The organism is Microbacterium sp. PRF11 (assembly GCF_031844085.1).
In the GTDB taxonomy this organism is placed as follows: domain Bacteria; phylum Actinomycetota; class Actinomycetes; order Actinomycetales; family Microbacteriaceae; genus Microbacterium.
This window is the reverse complement of sequence record NZ_JAUZUP010000003.1, coordinates 310,677-335,216: the sequence shown is the minus strand read 5'-3', so window position 1 is coordinate 335,216 and position 24,540 is coordinate 310,677. Positions and strand designations below refer to the sequence as shown.

Here is a 24,540-nt window from a genome sequence, read left to right as displayed (position 1 = left end):
GACTCTGAATCGAGTTGCCACTCTCCGGTCAGACTCACATTGGAGGATCCAGAAAGCGGGACCCACGCCGGCCCGCCAGAAAAGAATGCGAAAGCTGCGTTCAGCACAATAACGGCCACGACAAGGCCTATCAGAAATTGGAGTGATCCGACGAGAATGGCGACGAGAGCGACCCCGAGGAGGCGCATCCACTCACCGAGTCGCGGGAATCTTCGAACGATAACGCGCATTCTCCTCCCACAAATCGTTCTGCGCTACGAGCGAAAGCGGCCCCCAGCCGCCGGGCAAATGCTTTCAGCCCTGTGATTCCTCGCCCTGCATCCGTGCGCGCCTCGTACAGCTTTCTAGAGTGACCTGATGCCGTCTAACTCGTTTGCTGAACGGAGATAGCCCATGTAAATAGATAGAGCTTCAGGCTCCATATCGACGACCGCCTCATAGTGTCCCGCTGTCATCACCATCTCCGGGTAACCCCACTCGGCGACCGGCATCCAGTACAAATTCTCCTTGGGATACCCCAGAAATCGATACACCCACCAATCGGGCAGTTGAGCCCGCTCTACGGAAAATTGAACCGCCGGCACAAAGGTTGGATAAAACGTATCCGCGTGTATGAGGTACTCAATCGAGTCGGTGGTCGCCTGCATTCCAATCACCGAGTAGAGTCGCCCCTCGGTTATGGGAAAAGCCTCACGCTCGTACTCCGCCAATGTACGCCAGGTCGGCAACAGCACGCGCTTGGAAGTCTCGCATCGAACTAACATTTCAAACTCTTTCTTTCACCAGATCCTCAATCGCGCAGTTCACTTGAATTTGAAGTCGTCAACATGTCCGGTGACCGCGTTCCACATCCAATGTATTTCCACTCCGTTCACGTTGCGTGCCATCTTTTGCCAACCTTCTTCGAGCGGCCAACGCTCGTCTTTCCAATCCTTGATTCTGATCGGTGTCCCCTCGAAGGGGTTCGACCGCACCTCGGTCATCGCGAACCGCTCATATGAATTGAGCGGCTCGGTGCGTCCAGTCGATCCTCTACCCAACGGCACGGGGGCCGACGGGGGTAGCCATGGAAGATCGTCCGGAATCTTCGTCAACGCTCTCCGCGCCGCCGCCTGCTCAGCGGCGCGTAGCGCAGAGGCGGCCGCCCGACCGACGACACCACCGACGGCGCCGGAGATCCCCATCACGACGAGGTCGATGATCTTCGACCGTATAGTTTCCGCGCTGAGATCGAGGCTGCACGTGGTCGGCGAGAATGTCGCAAGGGTGTTGTCATTGCAGACAACGAGCTCGCGACCGCCTGATCGCTGGCACATGAGTTCCCACAGGGCGCATTTCTCTGCGCCCGTGTCCGCACCTCGGCACCCCCAATCCGTCGGCGAGCACCCGCGCACCGTCCGAAGGTGACGAACGGCCTGCAGCCCGGCGGAGAACCCGCGCGGGGCCCGCACCGAAGACTTCGGCCCGGGGCCACGCGAGCGGCCGTTCAACCCACCCATTCGGGGCGAGCCGGCCGAGACGTATTGCTGCGGGTTCACGCCGTTCAGGTGGCGGAGGTTCCGGCTGTAACTGTGACCGGTGATGGGCGCCCGTCGTGCTGATCGACCTCCGTCAATGAGGCGCGTGTGGACGAATCCGAACGCGTCGGCGTACGACACCGGCGAGTTCTTCACGTACGCGTACCTGTTCAGCGACTGCGGGTCGCTGCGCTGTCCGCGCCACGAGTCGGCCTCTAGCCACGACCCGACCCCGGCGTCGTAGGACCGCGCGTAGTACTCGTCGAGACCGAGGGTCGCGTCTCCGGGTTGCCCGTCGTACCCGACGGTGGCATCCCAACCGGTCGTGGCGTAGTCCGCACCGCCGAAGTCGCCCCAACCCACGAGGTCGTCGAGCACTCCCCCGCTGGTCGCGGTCGCGGTGACGTCCCGGGCGTCCCCGAGCAGCCACGAGACCCCCGACGGGCCCGACTGCACGAGTGCCTCGCCGCCGGCATCCCTCAGAAGGCTGGATGCTCCGTGTCGAGAGCTCGTCCCCGCCGTGGGCAGCAGCCCGTCCCATGCCCCTGTCGACGCATCGCTGCCGTAGGCCGCGGAGTCGTCGACACGCACGCGGCGGTCCAGGCCGTCGTAGGCGTAGGCGGTCGAGCGATCCGGCGTCGACGTGCCTAGCAGCCGCCCCGCGGGATCGTGCTCAAAGGTGGTGCGTCTCCCCTCGGTCGTGGCGGATGATCGAGAACCTGCGGCGTCGTACGTGTAGGTCGATCCGTCGGACGTCGACGTCACGCGGCCCGCGGGGTCGAGTGTCGCGCTGACGGCGTGATCGCCCGTGGTCCAACTCGTGCGATTCCCGGCTGGGTCGTAGCCGTACCGCGAGGTCTCGCCCCCGCCCGTCGCCGACTCGATGAGCCGCGTCAGGTCGTCGTAGTCGTAGGACTGCGACACGGTGTCGGCTGCGCCGTCCGGTGCGGTGATGGTGCGCGCCTTCGACGCCACCGAGCCGTCAGCGTTCCAGGTGTAGTCGTACGCCAGCGATGCGCCCGCGGGCGCCGCCGGCTCCGGGGCCGGAGGAGAGCGTCGCTCGAGGTACGGCGCGGTCTTCACACACGTCTTGCCCGAGCCCGCCCCCGGGATGGTCCGTTCGCCGAGGTAGCCCCCGACGTCACGGCACTGGTCCGTCTGGGTCCGCAGCGCAGCAACCCTGTTGGGCGGCGGAGCAGCCGCGTCTTCGGCCGCCGCGGGGGTCGCGTGCGCGACGCGCGTGACCTGCCCGATCGCGTCGTAGACGATCGACGTCGACAGCCCGTTGGGGCGCGCGATTCCCGTACGTCGGCCCGCCGCGTCGTACGCGTAGTCGACGTCGCCGAACGGAGTCGTCTGGCTCGTGGCCCGACCAGCCGCGTCGTAGGTGAAGCGCGTGACCGTCCCATCCGGCAGGGTGGTCGCCGCGGTGAGACCCGTGGGCGTGTACTCGTGGGAGAGCTTCTGACCGTTCGAGTCGATCTGCTCGCGCATCCGGCCGACCGGGTCGTACACCCATCCGGTGACGCCGGTGGGATCCGTCATCGCGATGGGCCGCTGCTCGGCGTCGTACTCGAACGCGACCTCGCCGTCCGAGCGGGTCAGCCCTGCGATGTCGCCGCGCGTGTCGTAGCGGTACGCCGCCACCAGGCCGAGCCCGTTGGACTGCCGGAGGACGCGACCAGCCCCGTCGTACACCGTCTCGGTCCGTTCGCCCGCCGGGCCGGTCTCGACGAGGGGACGGCCTGCCGCGTCGTACTCCCACGTCGTCCTCGCACCGGTCGGACCGGTGATCGCGGTGAGCAGACCCGTTGCGCCGTACGCGTACATCGTCGTGACGTTGGTGTCACTGTCGGAGGGGGCCGCGGCATCCACCCCCTCGACGACGGTCGTCAGGTTGCCGAGCGCGTCGTAGGTGTACGTCGTCGTGACGCCGTTCGCCCCCGTGACACTCGTGCGGCGGCCGGTGCGGTCGTACCCGAAGCGCAGCTCGGCACCGAGGGCGTCGACGGTGCGCACGACACGACCGGCACCGTCGTACTCCACTCGGGTCTCGGCTCCGGTGGGATCGGTTTCGCTGATGAGGCGTCCGACCGCGTCGTACGTGAACACCGTGACGGCGCCGAGCGGATCGGTGATCCCGGTCGTGCGGCCGGCAGCGTCATGGGCGAACGAGGTCCGGCCTCCCTCGGCATCGACGACGGCCGTGATCTGCCCGCCGGCGTCGTACTCGTACCGCTCGACGGCGCCCGCGGCATCCGTGGTCGAGACGACCTGACCCGCGGCGTCGACCTCGAAAAGCGTCGGATTGCCGAGCCGATCGACCACGCCGACGAGGTTGCCATCGACGTCGTACGCATACTCGGTAGCGAACCCGGCCGGATCGGTGACCTTCGTGACGCGATCCAGCGCATCGTAGGTGTACGTCGTCACGCCGCCGGCCGCATCCGTCTCGGATGCCACCCGACCGACCTCGTCGTACGAGAGCGACGTGGTCACCCCGGTGGGGTCGTCCGTGCGCACCGTCCGACCGAGTTCGTCGAGCGTCAGCATCGTGCGCGCACCGGCGGGATCGGTGAAGGCCGTGGCCACCCCGGTGGCATCCACCTCTTCGCTCCACTGACCGCCGTTCGGGTCGACCGCGCCGGTCGCCCGATACGCCTCGTCGAGCAGCAGCTGCGTCGTCGCTCCTTCGGGGTCGGTCGTCGAGGTGAGGTGGTCCTCGCGGTCGTAGGCGTAGCGTGTCTCGGCTCCGTCGGGGCCGACGGTCTTGACCATGCGCAACAGGGCGTCCCACTCGTATCGCGTGACCGCGCCGGTGGCATCCGTCGCCGAAATGAGGTTGTCGGTGGCGTCGTACGTGAAGACGGTGCGCGCGCCCACCGGATCGACGGTGGCGATGATGCGGTCGGCGGCGTCCCACTCCCACGTCGAGACGGCACCGAGAGGGTCGGTCACGGTCGTCAGTCGGTTGCTCAGGTCGTAGCCGTAGGTCGTTCGCCGTTCGAGGGGATCGACGAGCGCGACGAGGTTGCCGCGATCGTCGTACTCGTAACGAGTGGTGGCGCCGGACGGTGCGATGACCGCGGCGAGATCACCGGCCGCGGTGTACTCGTACCGCTCCGTCGTCCCGTCGGGCCGGTCCTCGGCGGTGACGAGCCCCCGCTCGTCGTACGAGTACACCCAGGTGCGCCCGAGTGCGTCGATCCGAGAGGCCACCTGCCCCGAGGGCGTCGAGGTGTAACGGGTCTCGTGCCCCGCGGCGTCGGTCTCGGTCTCCAGATTGCCCGCGCTGTCATAGGTGTAGCGCGTAATGCGTCCCGCCTCGTCGGTGTGCGAGATGACGTCACCGCGCGCATCGAACTCCCACCGCGCGATGTGGCCGTCGGGATTCTCGACGCTGGTGATGCGGTAGCCGGCGTCGTAGCCGAAGATGCTCTGCCGCCCCTCGTTGTCGGTGTAGAGCGTGCGTCCCGATTCGTAGACGAAGCGACGCTCGGTGCCCTCGGCGTCACGCTGCGACACGACGCGACCCTGCTCGTCGAACACGTTGACGAGATAGGTCGAGCCGGCCGGGTCGGTGGCGGTGAGCATGCGGTGCTGCGCGTCATAGGTGAACGACCGCACACCCCCGGCGGCGTCGGTGATCGTGACGAGATCGCCCGCGGCGTCGTACGCGAGCCGCCAGGTGCGTCCGTCGGGGAGCCGGAACGCCGAAACCCGACCGAGGTCGTCGCTCTCGACCGCGAGCGTCTGTCCCGCGGCGTCGGTCACCGACGTCAGGGGCACGAACTGGTGCGTGTTCGGGTCCGCGGCGCCGTAGGTGAGCGTCGTGACGGCGCCGGATGCGTCGGTGTGGCTCACGAGTTCGCCGATCCCCTCGACATCCGCGGCGTCGAAGATCCACGAGGCGCCGTCGCGGTCGGCGAGTCGGAGGCGACCGGATCCCGCTTCGGTGAGCGTGAGGTCGGGGTCGTCGGCCGATGTGTAGCCGCCCGCCCCGTCGGCGGTGAAGACGTACGACGCGCCGTCGCCACGCACGGTCAGCACGGAGCCGTCGTCGAAGCGTTGCGCACGTGCGCCGAGGCTGAACGACCACCCTGCCCCGACGCGGGAAAGGCGTCCGTCCTGAGCGTTGTAGACGAGCGTCGCCTCGATCGCCTGCGCGCCCGGGCCGCTCAACGAGAACAGCGGGAACGACTCCACGAGGTTTCCGGTCGAGAACGACACCGGGTCGGCGCCGTAGATCTGGTGGTTCTGATATCCGAGGTGGCGCCAGCGCGCGAGCTCCGCTTGCGAGGGCGGTGACGGCCATCCCCCCGTGATCGGGTCGGAACAGGTGAAACCCTGCGACTCGAGATACCCGCCGAGCGAACGGAACGCGCCGTCCACGACACTGCCGAACCCATGGTCGATGACCGGACGGTCGAAGTTGTGGTCGAGATACAGCGTCTCGACGTGCGCGTAGGCGCCGGGAAGACCGGCGTACTCGGCGAACGGGAAGTTCGAGGTGGATGCCGCCCGCTCGGCCGGACGCCCGGTGTAGGCGGGCATGTGATCGACGAACGACTGCGCGAGGGCGTCGTCGCCCCCGCGTCCGCGGGAGAAGCCGAGCGTCCCGCCTTCGCGTTCCGTTCCCCACGCGAAGCCGCGGTAGGTGTTGAATCCGAAGCCGACCGTGGCGACCGGATCGGCGGCTGCGGCGACACGGGCGCGGGTCTCGCGCGAGACGAAGCGCACCCCCGCAGGGCGCGTCACGGTGACCTGCGCCAGGCATCGCTCCTCCAGCATCCCGCGGAGGCGATCGACGAGGTCCCAGTTGTAGGGGAACTCCGTCGCGGGCGCGGGTGTCCGCGCCTGCCCTTCGTCGTTGTCGGGATCGAGGACGACACGCGGCCCCGGATCGGGGACGAACGGGATGCCGATGACGACGAACTGCGAGAGGTGGTCCGACTCTCCGCGTACGACGCCGGCATCGGCATCGAAGTACGACGGCAGCAGCGACCACGGCTGCCCGGGGTCGGCGCGCGTATAGATCTGCAGAGAGGCGGGATCCACCCCGGCACCCGTGATCCGCTGGGCGTCGACGTCCAGTGACAGCGCGATACCGGGGATCACGTCGTAGACGGGCGGGCCGTCATCGTTCTCGTCCGGCACGTCGATGAGCTCCGCCGGGAAGGACGTGAGCCGTTCGCCACCGGAGTCCGTCGCGGTGATCTCGACGACGTCGGACAGCACGACGCCCGCGGTCTCCGACGCCGCGGTCCGCTCGGCGAGAGCCTCCCCGACAGGCTCGTCCGCCGCCAGGGTGACGCTGCCGGGGATGTCGTGCCCGGAGAACACCGCCTGCAGGCCGAGCTCGTCCGCACGCAGGACGGACTCGGCATCCGGATCCAGACGCACCTCCGCCGCGGGTGCCGGCGCGTCGAGCGGCAGCGGCTCGACGGAGGGGGCCGTCGGCATCGCGGCCCGCCGAACGCGCTCCAGGACATCGGCGCGTGCGGCCGCGGCGACCTCCGCCGCGGTGGCCGGAGGCTCGGCGACCGCACCTCCTCCGAAGACGACCACGGCGGTGACGACCGCCGCGAGGGCGCGGCGGGTCATGCTTCTGCCCCCGCACGCGCGCGACGGCGGGCTCGCACAGCGATTCCGACCGCGAGGGCGATCACGCCGACGAGGGCCAGCCAGAGCGCGACCGTGCCGCCGGTCACGGCGAGGTCGTCGGCGCTCTTGACGCATGCCGCCAGCTCCGCGGCGTCGGAGACACCGTTGCCGTCGTAGTCCTCGGTCCCGTCCGCGCAGGTGCGGGTGCCGCAGATGACGAACTCGACCCAGTCCCCGATGCCGTCGGCGTCGGCGTCCTCGTTGGCGTTCGAGCACGTGTCGGTGCCGCAGACGAGCCGCTCCGCATAGTCGGGGATGCCGTCGTCGTCTCGGTCGGCGGTGGGTGACGCGCACGTCGTGTCGCCGCATGCCTGCACCTCCGTGGCATCCGGGATGCCGTCGCCGTCACGGTCCTCGACTCCGGTCGCGCACGTGGCCGAGCCGCACACGGCTCGTTCGACGTCGTCGGGGAGGGAGTCGCGGTCGGCGTCGGCCACGGCCGAGGCGTACGCGGGCAGGGGCGACGCCATCGCGCCGCCGACGCCGATCAGCGCCGCCACCGCCACGGCGACGGCCGGGATCAGGGTTCGAATCACAGGACGAAAGCGCATCGGTTCCTCTCCGCGGGCGATCGCGGACATCGCCCTACCGATGCAGATGGCCGAGGGGCCCGATCGTGACGCGGGAGTCGAGAATCCGACGGGTTACCTCGCCTCCGTCGCCCCCGCAACCCCCGGCGCGCTCCTGCCCTGCCCGCCTAGCGTCGCTATCGACCGCGAGTGAAAGGAACGCGCATGTCCACCACCACGAAGGACGCCCCCACCAAGAACCGTCGTCGCCCGGCACGCGGCGGCAGCGGTCCCGAGACCACCGACGAGCAGAACGCCGAGAAGGGCTTCCAGGCGTCCGAGAAGCTGACCGACAGCCTTCAGGCCGTGCTGGTCGACCTGATCGAGCTGTCGATCCAGGGCAAGCAGGCCCACTGGAACGTCGTCGGCAAGAACTTCCGCGACACGCACCTGCAGCTCGATGAGATCATCGACGCCGCGCGCGAGTTCAGCGACGAGATCGCGGAGCGCATGCGGGCGCTGCACGCGCTGCCCGACGGCCGCAGCGACACGATCGCCGAGACGACCACCCTCCCGGAGTTCCCCCAGGGCGAGGTCGACACCGCCGAGGTCATCGACCTCATCACCGAGCGTCTCGACGCGACCGTCGGCACCGTCCGCGACGTGCACGACGACGTCGATGAGGAAGACCCCACCAGCGCCGACATCCTGCACGGGGTGCTCGAGCGCCTCGAGCAACTGTCGTGGATGGTCAGCGCCGAGAACCGCGTCGCGCGCAAATCGTAATCGCGTCAGAACACACCGGATGCCGGGGCCTCAGGGTCTCGGCATCCGTCGTCTGCGCAGCACTCTCGTGCGGCGTGCTCACCGGGAGGGTAGGAGCAGAGGCGGACGGGGACCCTCCATGCGGGCGATCGAGGCCTTGATCTCGGCGATGTTGCCGTCCATGGTGAGCAGGCGCTCGTCGATCCGACGCTCCCGTGCATCGATCAGCGCCATGCGTTCATCGAATCGTGCTTCGGCGCGGTCCACGCGGGCGTCGGCGCGATCCATCCGTGCCTCGATACGCTCGAAACGCTTGTCGACCTGCTCGAATCGCTTGTCGACCTGTTCGAAACGCTTGTCGACCTGCGCGAATCCCTGTCGGGTCCGCCGTTCGACGCGGTCGAGCATCCACTTCATCCCGCTCAGGATCGCCGCGGTGAAGGTCACGAAGAAGGCGGCGAGCGCGATGAGCGCTTGTATGACGTCGACGTTCACGTGCGGATCCTTCCGAGGTGCGGGGTGTCGTCGACTCTACGCTCGTGGAGGGCATGCTCGCATGTGTTTCGACGTACCCGTGCAGAACTTCACCCGTCTCCCCGATGGGGAGGAGCCGTCAGAGCCGGAGCACCTCGGTCACGCGGACCACGGCTGTCCCCTCCTCCTCGGAAGCGGCCAGGTCGACCTCGGCGCGGATGCGCCAGTCGTGGTCGCCGGCGGGATCGTCGATCGTCTGCTCGACTCGCCACATCCCCTCGGCGGCGGCGGACTCGTCGATGTCGACCAGCGCCGAGGAGCGTGCCGCTCCCCCGGTACCGATCTCGTCGTGCTCGTCGAAATAGCTGTCGAGCACGCCGGGCCAGTCGACATCGGGGTCGAGCTCGACGAGCTCGTCGTCCTTCTGCAGCGCGGCGAGCTGAACCCGGCGGAACATCTCGTTGCGCACGAGAACGACGAACGCGCGCCGGTTGGTGAGGATCGACGGCGGCGCCGGCGGCACCACCGGGGCGTCGGGGTCGTCTGCCGGGTTGATGAGCTGCTCCCACTCGTCGACGAGGCTCGAGTCGACCTGCCGCACCAGCTCGCCGAGCCAGGCGATGAGGTCGAGCAGGTCGGGCGTCTGCGCGTCCACCGGCACGGTCTGACGGATGGCGCGGTACGCGTCGCTGAGGTATCGCAGCACCAGGCCTTCGCTGCGGGCGAGCTGGTACAGCGACACGTACTCGCCGAACGAGCACGCCCGTTCGAACATGTCGCGCACGACCGACTTCGGCGACAGCTCGAAGTCGCGAATCCACGGCTGACTCGACGCGAACACCTCATAGGCCTGGGCGAGCAACTCGTCGAGCGGCTTTGGCCAGGTGATCTCCTCGAGCAGCTCCATGCGCTCGTCGTACTCGATGCCCTCGCGCTTCATCGCCGCGACCGCCTCGCCGCGCGCGCGGAACTGCTGCTGCGACAGGATCGGCCGCGGGTCGTCGAGCGTCGCCTCGATGACGCTGACGACGTCGAGCGCGTAGTGTCCCGTGCCGACCGACGACGCCGGGGGCGCGGCATCCGGGCCCCTGCCGAGTTCGACCTCGGGGTCGAGCATCTCGATCGCGGCGAGCGCGAACGGCGACAGCGGCTGGTTGAGCGCGAAGTTCGGCTGCAGGTCGACGGTGAGCCGAATGCGCGAGGAGTCAGAATCTGTCGCTTGGCCACCCTCCGAAGCGACACTTTGTGACCCCTCACGCGGCGGGGGGACGACCTCGACTACGCCGGCCTGCACCAGCGTGCGGAAGATCGCGATCGCGCGGCGGGCGAGGTCGTACTGGCGGGCACGCGGTTCGTGGTTGTCGAAGACCAGGGAACGGACGTTGGCGAAGACGTCGCCGCCGCGGGCGATGACGTTGATGAGCATCGCGGCCGACAGCTTCATCTGCGGCACGAGCGGCTCGGGCTCCGCCGCCACGAGGCGGTCGTAGCTCTGCTCGGTCCAGTTGACGAACCCCTGCGGCGCCTTCTTCCTGACGATCTTCTTCTGCTTCTTGAGGTCGTCGCCGGCCTTCAGGATTTGGGCGGCGTTCTCGATCTCGTGGTCGGGCGCCATGACGACGACGGTGCCGGCGGTGTCGTATCCCGCACGACCGGCGCGCCCCGCGATCTGGTGGAACTCACGCGCCGAGAGCTGCCGCATACGCGTGCCGTCGTACTTGGTCAGGGCCGTCATCAGCACCGTGCGGATCGGCACATTGATCCCGACGCCGAGCGTGTCGGTGCCGCAAATGACGCGCAGGAGCCCTCGCTGCGCGAGCGTCTCGACGAGCCGTCGGTAGCGGGGCAGCATCCCGGCGTGGTGCACGCCGATCCCCGCGCGCACGTAGCGCGACAGGGTCTTGCCGAACCCGGTGGTGAAGCGGAAGCCGCCGATCGCCTCGGCGATCTCGTCGCGCTGCTCGCGCCCGATGATGCGGATCGACGACAGCGCCTGCGCGCGCTCCATCGCGGCGGCCTGCGAGAAGTGCACGACGTAGATCGGCGCCTGCTTGGTGTCGAGCAGCTCCTGCACGGTTTCGTGCACGGGCGTGCGGGCGTACTCGAAATGCAGCGGAACCGGGCGCTCGACGCCGGTGACCCGGGCGGTCGGCCGGCCCGTCCGGCGGGAGAGGTCGTCGGCGATGTCGGTGACGTCGCCCAGCGTTGCGGACATGAGGATGAACTGCGCCCGCGTCAGCAGCAGCAGCGGCACCTGCCACGCCCAGCCCCGGTCGGCCTCGCCGTAATAATGGAACTCATCCATCACGACCTGGTCCACCTGAGCGTCGGCCCCCTGCCGCAGGGCGAGGTTCGCGAGGATCTCGGCCGTGCAGCAGACGATCGGGGCGTCGGCGTTCACCGACGAGTCGCCCGTGACCATGCCGACGTTCTCGGCGCCGAAGATGTCGACGAGAGCGAAGAACTTCTCACTCACGAGCGCCTTGATCGGCGCCGTGTAGTACGTGCGCCCGCCCCGCGAGAGGGATGCCGCGTGCGCGGCCACCGCGACGAGCGACTTGCCCGTGCCGGTCGGGGTCGACAGGATCACGTTCGCGCCCGAGACGATCTCGATCACCGCTTCGTCTTGAGCGGGGTACAGCGTGAGCCCGCGGGAGGCCGCCCAGTCGACGAAGCCCAGGTAGACGGCATCCGGATCGGCGCCGACGGGCACGTGCTCGAGGAGGGGGGTCACTGCTCCACCTTCTCATCTACGCCGGGCGGTGCCGCGCCCGGGGTTCACCCCCGGTCGCTGAAGACCCCGACGTTCTCGCCGTCGAAGACGAACTGCACGCTCGTGCCGATCGGGAAGCGTTCGACGAACTGCGGCGGCATCCCGTCCGCCACGACGAACTCGACCGTGGCGGGGAAGACGCCCGCGCCGCACCCTCCGTAAACGAAGTTCCCCCGGAGACCGCGTACCTCGTCGTCGGAGACTTCGTCGGTGTCGAGCAGGTAGATGCAGGGGCTGCGGTTCTCGGTCGCATCGACCTGCGCGTAGCCGACGAAGGCGGTCACGCCGTAGTAGTCGCGGAACGCCCGTTCCGCCCCGGTGCGCTCGCCGAACACGGGGGGCGTGTCGGCTCCGGGATCGGGCTCGAGGGTGTCAACCTGCGACGCGTCGGCCGAGCCGGTCACGGGCACGAAGGTCAGGCCGAGTGCGGTAGCTGCGCTGGCGAGCGCCGTCACCACCGCGAGCGAGACGGCCCACGCCCACACCCCCCGCTTCGAGCGGACGAGCGGCCGGCGCTCCGGAGGGTCATCCTCGTCCTCGTCGTCGTCATCGGGATCCACGGATGCCGCGACCTCATCACGCGGTCCGATGGGCGCCGCGTCGACCGGAGCGGGGGCGAGGCGTTCGCGCTCCTCGAGTTCGCGCAGGCGTGCCCACGCCTCGGGATCGGCGTCGATGTCGGCGTCCGGACCGTAGGCCCGCGCGCGCAACCGCGCGAGCTCTTCGCGCGCGCCCTCGTCCATCTTCTGAATGGTTCCACACCTGCGCACGGGTGGGGCCGTTCACGGTGCATGCGCGGGAATAGATCAGCGCGGGAGGCGTTCTCCCTGGCATGCGCTCCTTCGGCACCCTCTCCTTCGGCCACTACGGCCCCCTCGGCGGCGGTCGTCAGCTGACCGCCGGTGACTCGATGCTCCAGGCGATCGACCTCGCCCAGGGCATGGACGATCTCGGGGTCAACGGCGTCTCGTTCCGCGTGCACCACTTCGCCCGTCAGCAGGCGGCTCCGATGCCCCTGCTCGCCGCCATCGCCGCGCGCACCTCGCGCATCGAGGTGGGCACCGGTGTCATCGACATGCGCTACGAGAACCCCCTCATGCTCGCCGAGGAAGCGGCATCCGTCGACCTCATCAGCGGCAACCGGCTCGCGCTCGGCGTGAGCCGCGGCTCACCTGAGACGGTCGTTCGCGGCTACGAGGCCTTCGGATACACCGGCTCGCAGGACCCCCGCGGCGGCGACATCGCGCGCGAGCACTTCGACCTGTTCCTGCGCGCGATCGACGGCGAGGGTCTCGCCGAACGCGACCCGATGAGCCCCTTCGGCGGCGGCACGGGCCTGCAGCGCATCGAGCCGCACTCCCCGGGCCTGCGCTCGCGCATCTGGTGGGGAGCCGGCACCACCGCGACGGCCGAGTGGGCGGGCCGTGTGGGCGTCAACCTCATGTCGTCGACACTCCTCACCGAGGCCGACGGCACGCCCTTCGACCTCTTGCAGGCGCAGCAGCTCGACGCCTTCCGCGCCGCGTGGCGCGAGGCCGGTCACGCCGGCGAGCCGCGCACGTCGGTCAGCCGCAGCATCTTCCCCATCGTCACGGCCGAAGACGAGATGTACTTCGGCGGCTCCGCCGGGTCCGATCAGATCGGTGTGATCGACGGCATGCGCTCGACCTTCGGCAAGACGTATGCCGCGACGCCCGACCGCCTGGTCGAGCAGCTGCAGAACGACGCCGCGGTGATGAGCGCCGACACGCTCATGCTCACGATCCCCTCGCAGATGGGCGTGGAGTTCAACCTCCGCCTCGTCGAGAACTTCGCGAAGCACGTCGCGCCCGCTCTCGGCTGGCAGTCGACGCTCGCCCCGGTCTGATTGAGACGATGAACGGATCCGGATGCCGCGGACCTCGGCATCCGGGTCCGTTCGGCACGTCTACGGTGAGACGGTGAGCCTCATCGTCCGTCCCGCTCTCTTCCCCCGCGACGCCGAGACCGTCGGCGCTCTCGTCGGCGGCTATCTGCGTCAGACCGAGGCGGAGAAGGGGGAACGCGGGCTCGCGGAGGAGACGTTCCCCGAGCGCTACGGGCGGGAGATCCACGACCCGGAGACGGCGTTCGACGGGCGAGTCGTTCTGGTCGCGGCTCTCGATGGCGAGGACGTCGGGCTCATCGTGTCGACGGCGACTGCCTCGGGAACGGAGCTCTCGCGCTTCTGGACCGACCCCCGCGGCCGGGGACGAGGCGTCGGCTCCGCCTTGCTGACCGCCGCCCTCCGGACGGTCGCGCGCCCGGTGCGGCTGTCGGTGTGGGAGTGGCGCGAGCCCGCGCTGCGGATGTACCGCGCCGCCGGGTTCGACATCGTGCCCTCGTGGGACGGGCGGCCGGGGCTCGTGTGTCTCGAGCTGACGTCAGCAACGCCCTCGGGTCACCGGTAGCCCGTCAGCCCCCGCGAGCGGGCGATGGTCTGCGACACCAGGTACTCGCCCCACGCCACCGCGTACGCGCCGAGAGCCGCCCAGACCCACGCGGAGGGCAGGATGCCGGCGAGCCCGAGCAGCGACGCCACGGTCAGCGCCACCACGACCACCAGCGCCGGGACGGTCGCCCGCGCTGCGGCGGTCGCACCGTCGCTGCGCCAGACGACCAGGAGCGCGCCCGCCGTCGCGATGAGCAGGATCACCGGGGTGAACCACGGACCGAGAGCGCCCATCGTGATGGCGGCGCCGATGCCGGCGATCGACAGCGACGCGGTGCGCAGCGCGCGGATGACGTGGGGAGAGATGAGGTGCTCCTTCGGTGGCAGCGGGCTCGGGAGACTCAGCGTAACCGGGCCGCCTTCGACTCCCCCGGACTGCGCGTCTACGGTGGGCGGGTGGGCATCTCACTGACGCGCGTCGACCTGGCGGGAGCAGACAACGCCGAGCTGACGGCGTTCCTCACCTCGAACGAATTCCCGTTCCATGTGCGTGCTCGACCCACAGCCCCGCAGATCGAGAACGACATACGCGCGGGCTCCTGGCACGGCGAGGACGTCGAGACGTTCTGGATCGACGACGGGGCAGACGGCCGCGTCGGAGTCATCCGGCTGCACGACCTTCAAGACACCACCTCGATGGTCGATCTGCGCCTGGCCAATGCAGCCCGCGGGCGCGGCTTCGGAACGGCGGCGCTGCGGGCGGCCACGGACCTCGTCTTCTCGTGCCACTCCTCCGTCATCCGATTCGAGGGTCAGACGCGCGAAGACAACATCGCCATGCGGCGCGTCTTCGAGCGGTGCGGATGGGTGCTCGAGGCCTACTATCGCGACGGATGGCCGGTCGAAGGCGCCGAGCCTGTGGCATCCGTCGCCTACAGCGTGCTGCGACGCGATTGGGCGGGTGGGACAACGACGCCCACGCCATACGGCCCGGAAGTCACGCTCACCGGGGAGTTGCGCTGCGCCGACGCGAGCCAGGCGGAACGCGTGCGCGCGCACCTCGACGAGCACATCGCGCTGACCCGCGCCGAACCGGGATGCCTCGCCTTCGACGTCACCCCTACCGCTACCGAAGGGGTATGGAGCGTGAGCGAACGGTTCGTCGACGAGGCGGCGTTCGACGCCCACCAGCGCCGCGTCGCGCAGAGCACCTGGGGGCGCGAGACCGCCGGGATCGAGCGCGCGTACGTCATCACCGGACGGGCTCAGGATGCCGCTGCCCTCGTCGCCACGGCCTGGGCGGCGGAGGAGCGGCTCCTGGATCCGGCCGTCCGCGCCGACCCGCGAGAAGTGGAACGTCTGCTCGACCCCTCTTTCGTCGAGGTCGGCCAGTCCGGCCGCCGGTGGACCCGAGAAGCGATCGTCGCCGCGCTCCGAAAGGAGCCCGGGAGCGACCCCTCGCCGCCCCTCATCGACGAGCGGGAGAGCCGGCTCGTCGGACCCGACACCGTGCTGCTGACCTACCTGCTGCGCTTCGAGGATCGCCTCAGCCGTCGATCGTCCCTCTGGCGGTACGACCCCGCACCCCGATGCCTCTTCCATCAGGGGACGCCCGTCGTTTGATCAGGTCTCGTCGCCCTGCCCCCTCGGGCATGGGGAACGTTGCATCGAGCGGGCGGATTCAGGGACGCTCGACCGGCTTCTGCCGCCCGGCGTCCCTGCCGTTCTCCGCCTCGAACGCGTGGATGGCGCGCACCGCCTTGACCACCGCGACGACCCCGAGAGCCGTGAGCACGGCGAAGGCGACGACGCCGATCCACAGCCACGGAGATTTTCCGTCCGTCTCGACGAGCCGGACGATCTGCGTCGACAGTTGAAAGGCCATGAGGGCTGTGAGGAACACGGCGAGATTCCTGGCCCGCGACAGCGTCATCCGCTGCTGGATGAGAGACGGGCGCGGTGCGGGGTCGGTCACACCCTCTTCTTATCGGATGAAGACGCGCGAGAGACCCCTCCGCCCACCGCGAACCCGCTCGCCCCCACCCACGGAGGATGGTTGGCTGGCCCCCATGCGACAGGTTCTCATCCTCGGCGGGACGGCGTGGCTCGGCCGCGCCATCGCGCTGCACGCCCTCGCGCAGGGAGCCGAGGTCACGTGCCTCGCCCGTGGCGCATCCGGCGACACGGCTCCTGGAGCCCGTTTGATCCGCGCAGACCGCAACGACCCCGGTGCGTACGACGACGTGCGGCGAGACTGGGACGAGGTGGTCGAGCTCTCGTGGGACGCCGGGTTCGTGGCATCCGCCCTCGACGCGCTCGCCGATCACGCGGCTCACTGGACCCTCGTCTCGAGTGTCTCGGTCTACGCCCGATCCGACGTCCCATTCGCCGACGAGACGGCGGAGCTCGTCGAGCCGAGCGACCTCGAGCAGTATCCGGATGCCAAGGTGCACGCCGAACGGCTCACCTCGAAGGCGCGGGGCGGCCGCGCCCTGCTCGTCCGGGCGGGTCTCATCGTGGGGCCGGGCGATCCCACCGACCGCTTCGGCTACTGGCCGGCGCGCTACGCCCGCGGAGGTCGGCTCGTGGCCCCGCAGACCGCCGACCGCCACGTGCAGGCGATCGACGTGGACGACCTCGCGGCGTGGATCGAGCTCGCGGGGCGCTCCGGTGTCACGGGCCCGGTCAACGCGGTCGGTGAGGAGTACCCGCTCGCCGCCGTGCTCGCGGCGGCGCGCGATGCCGCCGGGACGTCGAGCGAGACCGTCACCCTCGACGACGACGCCCTGATTGCGCGCAGTGTCGCGCACTGGGCGGGACCCCGGTCCCTCCCCCTCTGGCTGCCGGCGAGTGCGAGAGGTTTCGCTCGTCGCAGCGATGCCGCCTTCGTGGCATCCGGTGGCCGTCGCCGCCCGCTGTCCGAGACGGTGCGGCGCGTGCTCGAGGACGAGGAGAGGCGAGGGCTCGATCGGCCGCGGCGCGCGGGGCTGACGCCGGCCGAAGAAGAAGAGATTTTGGAGGTCGAGGGGCGGGTCGGGTGAGCGTCAGGAGGCGGGGATACCCGGGAACTCGTTCGATACGACCGGCTCGGGGTGCCCCTGACGGAAAGCCGCGAGATCACGCACGTTCTTCTGCACCGCCACGACGGCGAAGAGGCTCATCGCGAAGCCGATGCCGTAGAAGCCCTTCTCCGAGGGCAGCAGGTCGGCGTTCCACAGGCCCACGGCCATCAGCGTGAGCGCGACCAGGAGCATGCCCCACGCGACACCGAGGTAGGCGCCCGTGACGGGGACGTCCTCGGCGCGGTCCCGTACCGCCTTCTGCACCGAGATGGCCGCGAACAGGCCGAGCAGGAACACCGCGAGGTAGAACCCTTTCTCTGCGAGCGTCATATGCGCGTTGTACAGGCCGATGAAGTACACCGACGCGCCCAGGCCGAGAGCGACCCAGGAGGCGCCCACGAACGCACCGGTCGGTCGGCCCAGCATCTGCACCTTTTGCGTGTCCGTCATTGTCGTGCCCTTTCGTCAGCCCCTGTGCGGGGGTATATGCCGTGGCGGAGAAGCTAGCGAAGGTCGGATGCCGACACGGTGATATATGCTCGGCGTCACGTTCCGGCGACGTAGTGACTGCGTACCTGATCGGCGGAGAGCACGACTCCGTACACAGCGGCGGCCCGCATCGAGCCCGTGAAGAAGAAGTTCGAGGACGCGTCGGGCCAAGCTGTCAGCTTGTCGTAGCCGATGCGCCAGTAGCCGCTGTACGGCTCGGGATTCGTCGCCGCGGGGTTGGACGCGACGAGACCTCCGTCGACGTAGAGGCGGATCCCGGTCGAGGGTGAGAGCGTGGCGGTCGCGAGATGCCACGCTCCGTCGGCATACGACTTCGGAGACGTGATCGTGGGATCAGAGGTGCCCGGGCTGTAGATGCCGAAGATGAGCTGGCCGCTCGGCGTCATGTACAGCTTGCGGTCGTGCTGTCCGGACAGACCGGTGCGCTTGTCGCCGAATCCCATGAGCATGCCGCCGGCGGTGGTGGTCTTGAACCACACCTCGAGAGTGAAGGTCCGCGGGTTGTTGTACACGTTCGGCGTCGCGACATAGCTCGACGAGCCGTCCAGCACGTAGGCTCCACCCGCGTCGCGCGGACAGGCGATCGGAGGGATCCCCTGCGACGTCATCTTGCCCTGGTAGGCGCCGTTGGCCCCGTTCCCCGAGATGTCACCGGCTGTCGAGGCGCCCGAGGCTTCATTGAGCGGGTACGCGAACAGGGCGGTCCTGTCGGTGGTCGCGGCGGCTGCGCACGTGAAGTACGTCGCCGTGCCGGCGGAGTTGCCGCTGTTGACCACCGTCGCGGCGAAGACGGAGAACGTCGGGTTCACCCCGACGAGGGCGGCGAGCACCGCGAGCGCGAGCACGAGCGCGGAGGCGACCGTTCTGCCGGTGCGCCGGACGCCACCGGTCACGATCGCTCCTCCGTCCGATGACCGATTCTCAGACACCAGACGAGGGGAACGAGACAGATCACGCCGACCAGCACCCACCCCCACGGGGACAGGTCTGTCGTGGCCGTCAGGCGGTAGATGCCGTCGCCGGCCACCTGCGGAATGTGGAGCTCGCCGACCTGGCCGTCGAGCAGTCGCACGCCGTCGCCGCCCTGCGCCTGAACGCGGGTCGGCAGGATGCCGGTCGACACGACCGTGGCGTGCACCGAGCCCCGGGCGACCACGTTGCCGATCATCACGACGTTGACCAGCGCTTTGAGCACGAACGCGGCGTACGAGACGACGAGGCACGAGCCGGCGACGCGGAGGCTGCGCCGCGTGACGGGATCGCGGAACCTGTCGGTGAGCACCCACACCAGCAGGCCGCCCACCAGGAGGATCAGTGCGGCTTTGCAGATCCACCCGAGGATGGGGATCAGGGCGACCGGGGCGCCGATGACGTCGTCCTGCCGGAGGGGCCAGGGGTCGATCGCGCCGTTGATGTCGCCACGGGTGCGCAGAGACCCGTCGGGCTCGACACGCACGAGGCGGTGCGTGTACGTGACCGCGGGGTTCGACGGCTCACGGAACGTGACGATGTCGCCCGCGTGAAGGGTGCCGATGTCGACGGGCCGAACCACCACGAGCGTGCCGACGGGGGCTGCTTCGCCCATCGAGGGGGTTTCGACGACGAAGAAGCGGCCCCCGGTGAGAAGGATGCCGAGGGCGAGGACGAGAGCGAGCGCGCTGCCGACGGCGACGCACCACGCGGCGACGGCCTCGAGGGCCGAGCGACCGCGGCCGTCGGCAGGCGTCGCGAAATCGGTGGGGTGGAAGGGTGGGGCCGTGAGGTGGGCCATGTGTTCCCGTTCGATGACAGGGCGGCCGGAGGGGCCGGAAGCAGGGAGGAGGTGCCCCGCCGTCGGACGCGGCGGGACACCCTGGGTGATCAGGACGTGAACGTCCAGGTCATCGGCACGGAGGCGGCCAGACCCTGGTACGCGTTGCCCGCGGAAGAGTCGAGCGTCACCGCGAAGGTGAACGGGACGGTCGCGCCGGCGGCCGGGGCGGCGGGCATGGTGAAGGCGGAGGCCGCGGCGCCGGCGAAGCTCGCGAGGGTGCCGCTGAACACCGTGGTCGAACCCGACGTGATGACGAGCTTCATCTTGGCGCACAGATCGGTGGCGGTGCCGTTCTGCGAACCGTTCTTCGACTGGGTGCAGGTCGAGCCCGGGCTGAGGGTGAAGGTGCTCGCGTTCGCCGTGCCGGTGTTCTTGATCGAGATGGACGTGTTGACCGTGCTGCCCGGCGTCATGGTGGTGCTGCCGCCGAACTTGTTGATCGACGAGCAGGTCGCCGAGTTGGTCGAGACGGAGCCGCCGTCGGTGCTCGAGCAGGTGACGGTGCCGCCGGCGTTCTGCTCCTGCATCGTCAGCGTGCCGGAGGCCGCCGTGTTGATGTCGTTCGTGATGCTCGCCGCGAAGCCCGACAGGGTGCCGGTCAGGGAAAGCGCCAGGAAGACGGATGCCGAGACGCCGGCGATGACGGCGACGGGGGCGAAGCGGAGCCGCTTCAGCGGGGAGCGGTGGGAAGGGGTGGACATGATGACCTCATTCGGGTGTTCGTGGACACGCAGCGGGCCGGACTGCGGGTGGAACACCCGTGGTCGTGCATGCGCTCACCACAGAGATGAGGTCAGCCGTCATTCATGACGCGGGGTCCGGAAGATTCCGGAGATTTTTTCTCGAACGGGTCAGCGCCCGTTGCGATCGGCCGCCGAACGGGGCGGAGCCGAGGTGACCTCGAGCTTGTCGAGGCCGCGGAGCGAGGTCCAGATGAGCTCCTCGCCTTTCGCCGCGTGCTGCGATGCGCGCACGGCGCGCTCGTCGGCCCACGAGTTCAGCACGTGACCGGAGTGCCCGCGCACGTGTTCCAACTCGACGTCGGGGAGCCCCGCCGCGCGACGCGCATCGCGCGCGGCGATGAGCGCCTCGAGGATGCCCTGGTTGGCGACCGGCTTCTTCGCGCTGGTGACCCACCCGCGGCGGCGGTGGCCGTCCATCCATTTCGAGTACGTGTCGATCGCGTACTTCGAGTCCGCCTGCACCACGAGCTCGCGCACGTCGGCGTGGTCGGTGATGGCGTAGAGCAGCCCGAGCAGTTCGCCGATGTTGTTCGTCCCGGAGGGGATCGATCCCGCGGCCCAGTGCCCGTCCTCGCCGACCCACGCCCACCCGGCGGGCCCGGGGTTGCCCTTGCAGGCGCCGTCGGTGGCGACGACGTAGCGGTCGGAGGACGAAGGCGTACCGGTACTGCTCATCCCCCTAGTCTCTCGCGCTCGACATCGCGAAACGACGACGCCCCCCGCCGGCGAGGACGAGTCGACGGCGGGGGCGACGCGACGCGGGTTACTCGCGACCGCTCTCGGCCTTCTTCTGACCGGCCTCGAGGACGTCGCCGGCGGGCAGCTCCTGGTGCCCGCCGAACTGCAGGCGCATCGCCGAGAGCACCTGGTTGGCGAAGTGGTCCTCGCCGCGCGAGGCGAAGCGCTCGAACAGCGACGCGGCCAGCACGGGCACCGGGACGCCGGTGTCGACGGCCGCCTTGACGGTCCAGCGACCTTCGCCCGAGTCGGACACCCGACCGGCGAGACCGTCGAGGGTGGGGTTCTGCGCGAGAGCGGCGGCGGTCAGGTCGAGCAGCCACGACGAGATGACCGATCCGCGACGCCAGAGTTCGGTGACGCGGGCGGTGTCGATGTCGAACTGGTAGAACGCGGGCTCCTCCAGCGGTGCCACCTCGGCGGAGTGCTCGCCCTGGTGCAGCCCCGCGTCGGCGTTGTTCAGCACGTTCAGTCCCTCGGCGAGCGCCGCCATGATGCCGTACTCGATGCCGTTGTGGACCATCTTCACGAAGTGGCCTGAGCCCGACGGACCGCAGTGCAGGTAGCCGCGCTCCTCGGTCGTGTAGTCGCCGGTGCGGCCGGGCGTGCGCTCGACCTCTCCGGGTCCGGGGGCGATGGTGCGCAGGACGGGTTCGAGGTGGGAGACGGCTTCGTCGTGCCCGCCGACCATGAGGCAGTAGCCGCGCTCGAGACCGAACACGCCACCGCTGGTTCCCACGTCGACATAGTGGATGCCGGTCTCGTCCAGCTTCTTCGCGCGGCGCACGTCGTCGCGGTAGTTCGAGTTGCCGCCGTCGATGATGATGTCGCCGGGCTCGAGGACCTCCGCCACCTCGTCGACGACCTTCCCGGTGAGACCGGCCGGGATCATCAGCCAGACGGCGCGGGGCTTCTGGAGCTTGGAGGCCAGGTCGGCGATGCTGGTCGCGCCGGTGGCGCCTTCCGCGACGAGGGTGGCGACGGCATCCTGATTCACGTCGAAGACGACGCAGTCGTGCCCGTCCTTCATGAGCCTGCGGACGATGTTGGCGCCCATCCGTCCGAGTCCGACCATGGCGAGTTGCATCCGTACCCCGTTCGTCGTGGATCACGGGCCGCGCCGCGCGGCCCCTCCGCGAGTCTAGGAGCGCCGCGCTCGCCGGGGGCCGCTCAGCCCTGGAAGTCCTCGGGATCGACGTCGTCGAGGAAACGGCGGAACTCCTCCACCCGCTCCTCCTCGGCGGAGGGTTCGAGCTCGACGGCCTCGTCGGGTACGCCCGCTTCGTCGAAGACCGCCTCGGCCACCCAGATGGGCGCGTCCGCACGGGCGGCCAGCGCGATGGCGTCGGATGGCCGTGCATCGAATGTCCGCGGCCCGCCGGGGGTGACGAGCACCACGCGGGCGAAGAAGGTGCCCTCCTCGAGATGCGTCACTTCCACGCGGTCGACGGATGCCGAGAGCTCGCCGAGGATCGCGGTCATGAGGTCGTGGGCGAGGGGGCGGGGGCTCCCGGTCCCCTCGATCGCGACGAGGATCGACATCGCCTCCTGCGGTCCGATCCAGACGGGGAGCACGCGCTCCCCGTCGGCCTCGATGTCGAGCGGCTTGAGCAGGATGACGTGCTGCTGGGCCGGGTCGAGGGCGACGCCGACCACCTGCACCCGGATCATGGACCCATCGTACGCGCGGGGTCAGCGCAGGATGCCGAGTCCCCTCGCCTTCGAGACCGCGGCGGTGCGCGACGTGACGCCGAGTTTGCTGAACACGTGCGCGAGGTGGGACTTCACCGTCGCGTCGGTGATGTGCAGGCGCTGCGCGACGTCGGCGTTGGACGCGCCGCGCGCGACGAGCCGCAGCACCTCGATCTCGCGGACCGAGAGCGTCACCCGCGGTTCGCGCAGCCGTGCGAGCAGCCGTCCCGCGATCGCGGGGGCCAGAGCGCTCTGTCCGGCTGCGGCCGCGCGCACCCCGGCGAGCAGCTCGTGCGGAGGGGCGTCCTTGAGCAGATACCCGCTCGCTCCGGCTTCGACGGCGCCCAGGATGTCGCCGTCGGTGTCGTAGTTGGTCAGCACGAGCACGTAGGGCGGAGCGGCGAGAGCCCGCACCCGACGGGTGGCGTCGGCACCGGCGGCACGGTCGCCGAACTGCAAGTCCATCAGCACGAGCTCGGGCGCCCGCTCCGCCGCGAGCGCGACGGCGGCGTCGGGGGTCGCGGCCTCGCCGACCACCTCGATGTCGGGCTCGGCATCCAACAGCGCTCGAACGCCCGCGCGTACGACGGGGTGGTCGTCGGCGATGACGACGCGGATCATGCCGCACCCGCCGGAAGGGTCACGATGATCGATGCGCCCCGCCCCGGAGCGCTGTCGACGCATAACCGGCCGTCGAGCTGTTCCACGCGCTCGCGCATGGCCCGCAGCCCGAACGAGTCGGTTCCGGATACCGCGTCGCCGGCGCTGTCCGGATCGAACCCGACGCCGTCGTCGGTCACCGTGAGCCGTGCTCCCCCCTCGACCGCGACCAGGGCGACACGCGCTCGAGATGCGCGCGCGTGCTGCGCGGTGTTGGCGAGAGCTCCCTGCGCGATACGCAGGAGCGCCGTCTGCGCGTCCATGGGCAGCCCTCGCGCGTCGGAGACGTCGAGGTCGACCGCCACGCCCTCCCGTTCGCTCCAGGCGATGGTCAGACGCTCCAGCGCCGGCCCGAGACCCTGATCGAGGCTCGGCGGGGCGAGCTCTCGGATGAAGCGGCGCGCCTCGGCGAGACCGTCGGCCGCCGTCTGCCGCGCGAGCCGCACGTGCGCGACGCCGGGGCTCTCGGCATCCGCCCGCTCCGCCGCGTACAGCAGCATCTGGATGCTCGAGAGGCCCTGGGCGACGGTGTCGTGGATCTCACGGGCGAGTCGGGCCCGCTCGGCGAGCACGCCCTGCTCCCGTTCGGCGGCGGCCAACCGGTCGCGAGTGGCGAGCAGTTCGCGCACGAGCGCCTCGCGTTCGGCCGCGCGACGCTCGAGGGCGGCGTACCCGAGACCGATGAGCAGCGCGACCCCCGCACCGACGACCGGTCCCACGACGCCACCGACGGTGAGCCCGCCGTGGACGGCGAAAGCGGCGATCGTCACCCCGGTGGTCCCGACGACGGCGAGGGGTCCCGCCACGCGGGGCAACACGTGCAGGTACAGGAAGAACAGCGGGAACACGAGGTAGGCGGCCTCGGGCACCAGCCAGACCAGCGCCGCCCACACCGCGGTGAGGGCGGCCACCCACATACAGCCGAGGAGTGGCCTGCGCGCGCGGGCGACACCCGCCCCGGCGAGGTAGACCGCCCCGAGGGCGCCGACGAGCGCCAGGGCGACGGCCGAGCCGTTCGTGAGCAGAATCCGCACGACGACGAGCACCAGCAGACCCGCGAAGAGGGCGTGCGGTCCGAGGCGGAGTCCGGCGAAGACCGGAGCGAGGGGGCGATGCGGCATGTCGGGTCCAGGCTACGGACCCCGCGGGCCGGGCGGATCATCCAAAAGGTGGAGAGAAGGTTCGCCCGTTGCCCCGATGTCCGCACGGG

General features: G+C 69.8%; 22 protein-coding genes. 5 read left to right on the top strand and 17 right to left on the bottom strand.

The genetic code is table 11. The features are described from left to right. Positions 1–344: 344 nt before the first annotated feature. From Q9R20_RS10400 to Q9R20_RS10390, 3 genes are all read right to left on the bottom strand, one after another. Positions 345–734, bottom strand: coding sequence for a hypothetical protein (locus Q9R20_RS10400; RefSeq protein WP_311249275.1), 390 nt, complete (start codon positions 732–734; stop codon positions 345–347). A gap of 69 nt (positions 735–803) precedes the next feature. Continuing rightward, positions 804–7,121 (bottom strand): RHS repeat-associated core domain-containing protein, encoded by a 6,318-nt coding sequence (locus Q9R20_RS10395; protein WP_311249274.1) that lies wholly within the window; start codon positions 7,119–7,121, stop codon positions 804–806. Then, positions 7,118–7,732 (bottom strand): hypothetical protein, encoded by a 615-nt coding sequence (locus tag Q9R20_RS10390; protein WP_311249273.1) that lies wholly within the window; start codon positions 7,730–7,732, stop codon positions 7,118–7,120. The genes Q9R20_RS10395 and Q9R20_RS10390 overlap by 4 nt, the downstream gene beginning before the upstream one ends. A gap of 183 nt (positions 7,733–7,915) precedes the next feature. Between Q9R20_RS10390 and Q9R20_RS10385 the strand changes: the two genes are divergently transcribed. Next, a complete protein-coding gene (locus tag Q9R20_RS10385) occupies positions 7,916–8,476 on the top strand; it encodes a Dps family protein (RefSeq protein ID WP_295836780.1) in 561 nt (186 codons plus the stop codon). A gap of 78 nt (positions 8,477–8,554) precedes the next feature. On the opposite strand, the gene Q9R20_RS10380 is transcribed toward Q9R20_RS10385, so the two are convergent. From Q9R20_RS10380 to Q9R20_RS10370, 3 genes are all read right to left on the bottom strand, one after another. Next, complete coding sequence (locus Q9R20_RS10380) at positions 8,555–8,950, bottom strand: response regulator (RefSeq protein WP_311249272.1); 396 nt, start codon at positions 8,948–8,950, stop codon at positions 8,555–8,557. A 118-nt stretch (positions 8,951–9,068) separates the two neighbouring features. Beyond that, entirely contained in the window at positions 9,069–11,663 is a 2,595-nt protein-coding gene (locus Q9R20_RS10375) for a DUF3516 domain-containing protein (protein ID WP_311249271.1), read from the bottom strand. Between the two features lie 44 nt (positions 11,664–11,707). Then, complete coding sequence (locus tag Q9R20_RS10370; RefSeq protein WP_311249270.1) at positions 11,708–12,445, bottom strand: hypothetical protein; 738 nt, start codon at positions 12,443–12,445, stop codon at positions 11,708–11,710. Positions 12,446–12,534: 89 nt separating this feature from the next. On the opposite strand from Q9R20_RS10370, the gene Q9R20_RS10365 reads away from it, so the two are divergent. Both Q9R20_RS10365 and Q9R20_RS10360 read left to right on the top strand, forming a co-directional pair. Next, entirely contained in the window at positions 12,535–13,569 is a 1,035-nt protein-coding gene (locus Q9R20_RS10365) for an LLM class flavin-dependent oxidoreductase (protein ID WP_311249269.1), read from the top strand. 73 nt (positions 13,570–13,642) lie between these two features. Further along, the gene (locus tag Q9R20_RS10360; protein WP_311249268.1) at positions 13,643–14,131 is read left to right on the top strand and encodes a GNAT family N-acetyltransferase; all 489 of its coding nucleotides are present in this window, start codon (positions 13,643–13,645) and stop codon (positions 14,129–14,131) included. Here the strand turns inward: Q9R20_RS10360 and Q9R20_RS10355 are convergent. After that, positions 14,122–14,406 (bottom strand): hypothetical protein, encoded by a 285-nt coding sequence (locus Q9R20_RS10355; RefSeq protein WP_311249267.1) that lies wholly within the window; start codon positions 14,404–14,406, stop codon positions 14,122–14,124. The genes Q9R20_RS10360 and Q9R20_RS10355 overlap by 10 nt on opposite strands. Before the next feature lie 162 nt (positions 14,407–14,568). Between Q9R20_RS10355 and Q9R20_RS10350 the strand changes: the two genes are divergently transcribed. Further along, positions 14,569–15,735, top strand: a complete 1,167-nt coding sequence (locus tag Q9R20_RS10350) for a GNAT family N-acetyltransferase (RefSeq protein WP_311249266.1) — start codon at positions 14,569–14,571, stop codon at positions 15,733–15,735. A gap of 58 nt (positions 15,736–15,793) precedes the next feature. Here the strand turns inward: Q9R20_RS10350 and Q9R20_RS10345 are convergent, their stop codons facing one another. Then, complete coding sequence (locus tag Q9R20_RS10345) at positions 15,794–16,087, bottom strand: hypothetical protein (protein WP_311249265.1); 294 nt, start codon at positions 16,085–16,087, stop codon at positions 15,794–15,796. Positions 16,088–16,181: 94 nt separating this feature from the next. On the opposite strand from Q9R20_RS10345, the gene Q9R20_RS10340 reads away from it, so the two are divergent. Then, positions 16,182–17,153, top strand: coding sequence for an NAD-dependent epimerase/dehydratase family protein (locus Q9R20_RS10340; protein WP_311249264.1), 972 nt, complete (start codon positions 16,182–16,184; stop codon positions 17,151–17,153). Between the two features lie 3 nt (positions 17,154–17,156). Here Q9R20_RS10340 and yiaA read toward each other — a convergent pair whose 3' ends face one another. From yiaA to Q9R20_RS10295, 9 genes are all read right to left on the bottom strand, one after another. After that, positions 17,157–17,624, bottom strand: a complete 468-nt coding sequence (yiaA, locus tag Q9R20_RS10335; protein ID WP_311249263.1) for an inner membrane protein YiaA — start codon at positions 17,622–17,624, stop codon at positions 17,157–17,159. A 95-nt stretch (positions 17,625–17,719) separates the two neighbouring features. After that, positions 17,720–18,577: a LamG domain-containing protein gene (locus tag Q9R20_RS10330; protein WP_311249262.1), complete on the bottom strand. Its 858-nt coding sequence runs from the start codon at positions 18,575–18,577 to the stop codon at positions 17,720–17,722. Then, the gene (locus Q9R20_RS10325; RefSeq protein WP_311249261.1) at positions 18,574–19,455 is read right to left on the bottom strand and encodes a S26 family signal peptidase; all 882 of its coding nucleotides are present in this window, start codon (positions 19,453–19,455) and stop codon (positions 18,574–18,576) included. Before Q9R20_RS10325 ends, Q9R20_RS10330 begins: the two co-directional genes overlap by 4 nt. A gap of 89 nt (positions 19,456–19,544) precedes the next feature. Then, positions 19,545–20,198, bottom strand: coding sequence for a hypothetical protein (locus tag Q9R20_RS10320; RefSeq protein WP_311249260.1), 654 nt, complete (start codon positions 20,196–20,198; stop codon positions 19,545–19,547). Between the two features lie 150 nt (positions 20,199–20,348). Then, complete coding sequence (locus Q9R20_RS10315; protein ID WP_311249259.1) at positions 20,349–20,915, bottom strand: ribonuclease H; 567 nt, start codon at positions 20,913–20,915, stop codon at positions 20,349–20,351. Positions 20,916–21,003: 88 nt separating this feature from the next. Next, positions 21,004–22,065 (bottom strand): phosphogluconate dehydrogenase (NAD(+)-dependent, decarboxylating), encoded by a 1,062-nt coding sequence (gnd, locus tag Q9R20_RS10310; protein ID WP_311249258.1) that lies wholly within the window; start codon positions 22,063–22,065, stop codon positions 21,004–21,006. Positions 22,066–22,148: 83 nt separating this feature from the next. Further along, positions 22,149–22,649: a bifunctional nuclease family protein gene (locus tag Q9R20_RS10305; RefSeq protein ID WP_311249257.1), complete on the bottom strand. Its 501-nt coding sequence runs from the start codon at positions 22,647–22,649 to the stop codon at positions 22,149–22,151. 21 nt (positions 22,650–22,670) lie between these two features. Further along, positions 22,671–23,291 (bottom strand): response regulator transcription factor, encoded by a 621-nt coding sequence (locus Q9R20_RS10300; protein WP_295836743.1) that lies wholly within the window; start codon positions 23,289–23,291, stop codon positions 22,671–22,673. Next, positions 23,288–24,451 (bottom strand): sensor histidine kinase, encoded by a 1,164-nt coding sequence (locus Q9R20_RS10295; RefSeq protein ID WP_311249256.1) that lies wholly within the window; start codon positions 24,449–24,451, stop codon positions 23,288–23,290. Before Q9R20_RS10295 ends, Q9R20_RS10300 begins: the two co-directional genes overlap by 4 nt. Between the last annotated feature and the right edge of the window lie 89 nt (positions 24,452–24,540).

Bases quoted from the DNA above. Each gene is read 5' to 3' on its own strand.
- Q9R20_RS10395 (WP_311249274.1), bottom strand. From the start codon at position 7,121: ATGACCCGCCGCGCCCTCGCGGCGGTCGTCACCGCCGTGGTCGTCTTC.
- Q9R20_RS10390 (WP_311249273.1), bottom strand. From the start codon at position 7,732: ATGCGCTTTCGTCCTGTGATTCGAACCCTGATCCCGGCCGTCGCCGTG.
- Q9R20_RS10385 (WP_295836780.1), top strand. From the start codon at position 7,916: ATGTCCACCACCACGAAGGACGCCCCCACCAAGAACCGTCGTCGCCCG.
- Q9R20_RS10370 (WP_311249270.1), bottom strand. From the start codon at position 12,445: ATGGACGAGGGCGCGCGCGAAGAGCTCGCGCGGTTGCGCGCGCGGGCC.
- Q9R20_RS10365 (WP_311249269.1), top strand. From the start codon at position 12,535: ATGCGCTCCTTCGGCACCCTCTCCTTCGGCCACTACGGCCCCCTCGGC.
- Q9R20_RS10355 (WP_311249267.1), bottom strand. From the start codon at position 14,406: ATGGGCGCTCTCGGTCCGTGGTTCACCCCGGTGATCCTGCTCATCGCG.
- Q9R20_RS10340 (WP_311249264.1), top strand. From the start codon at position 16,182: ATGCGACAGGTTCTCATCCTCGGCGGGACGGCGTGGCTCGGCCGCGCC.
- yiaA (WP_311249263.1), bottom strand. From the start codon at position 17,624: ATGACGGACACGCAAAAGGTGCAGATGCTGGGCCGACCGACCGGTGCG.
- Q9R20_RS10325 (WP_311249261.1), bottom strand. From the start codon at position 19,455: ATGGCCCACCTCACGGCCCCACCCTTCCACCCCACCGATTTCGCGACG.
- Q9R20_RS10320 (WP_311249260.1), bottom strand. From the start codon at position 20,198: ATGTCCACCCCTTCCCACCGCTCCCCGCTGAAGCGGCTCCGCTTCGCC.
- Q9R20_RS10315 (WP_311249259.1), bottom strand. From the start codon at position 20,915: ATGAGCAGTACCGGTACGCCTTCGTCCTCCGACCGCTACGTCGTCGCC.
- gnd (WP_311249258.1), bottom strand. From the start codon at position 22,065: ATGCAACTCGCCATGGTCGGACTCGGACGGATGGGCGCCAACATCGTC.
- Q9R20_RS10305 (WP_311249257.1), bottom strand. From the start codon at position 22,649: ATGATCCGGGTGCAGGTGGTCGGCGTCGCCCTCGACCCGGCCCAGCAG.
- Q9R20_RS10300 (WP_295836743.1), bottom strand. From the start codon at position 23,291: ATGATCCGCGTCGTCATCGCCGACGACCACCCCGTCGTACGCGCGGGC.
- Q9R20_RS10295 (WP_311249256.1), bottom strand. From the start codon at position 24,451: ATGCCGCATCGCCCCCTCGCTCCGGTCTTCGCCGGACTCCGCCTCGGA.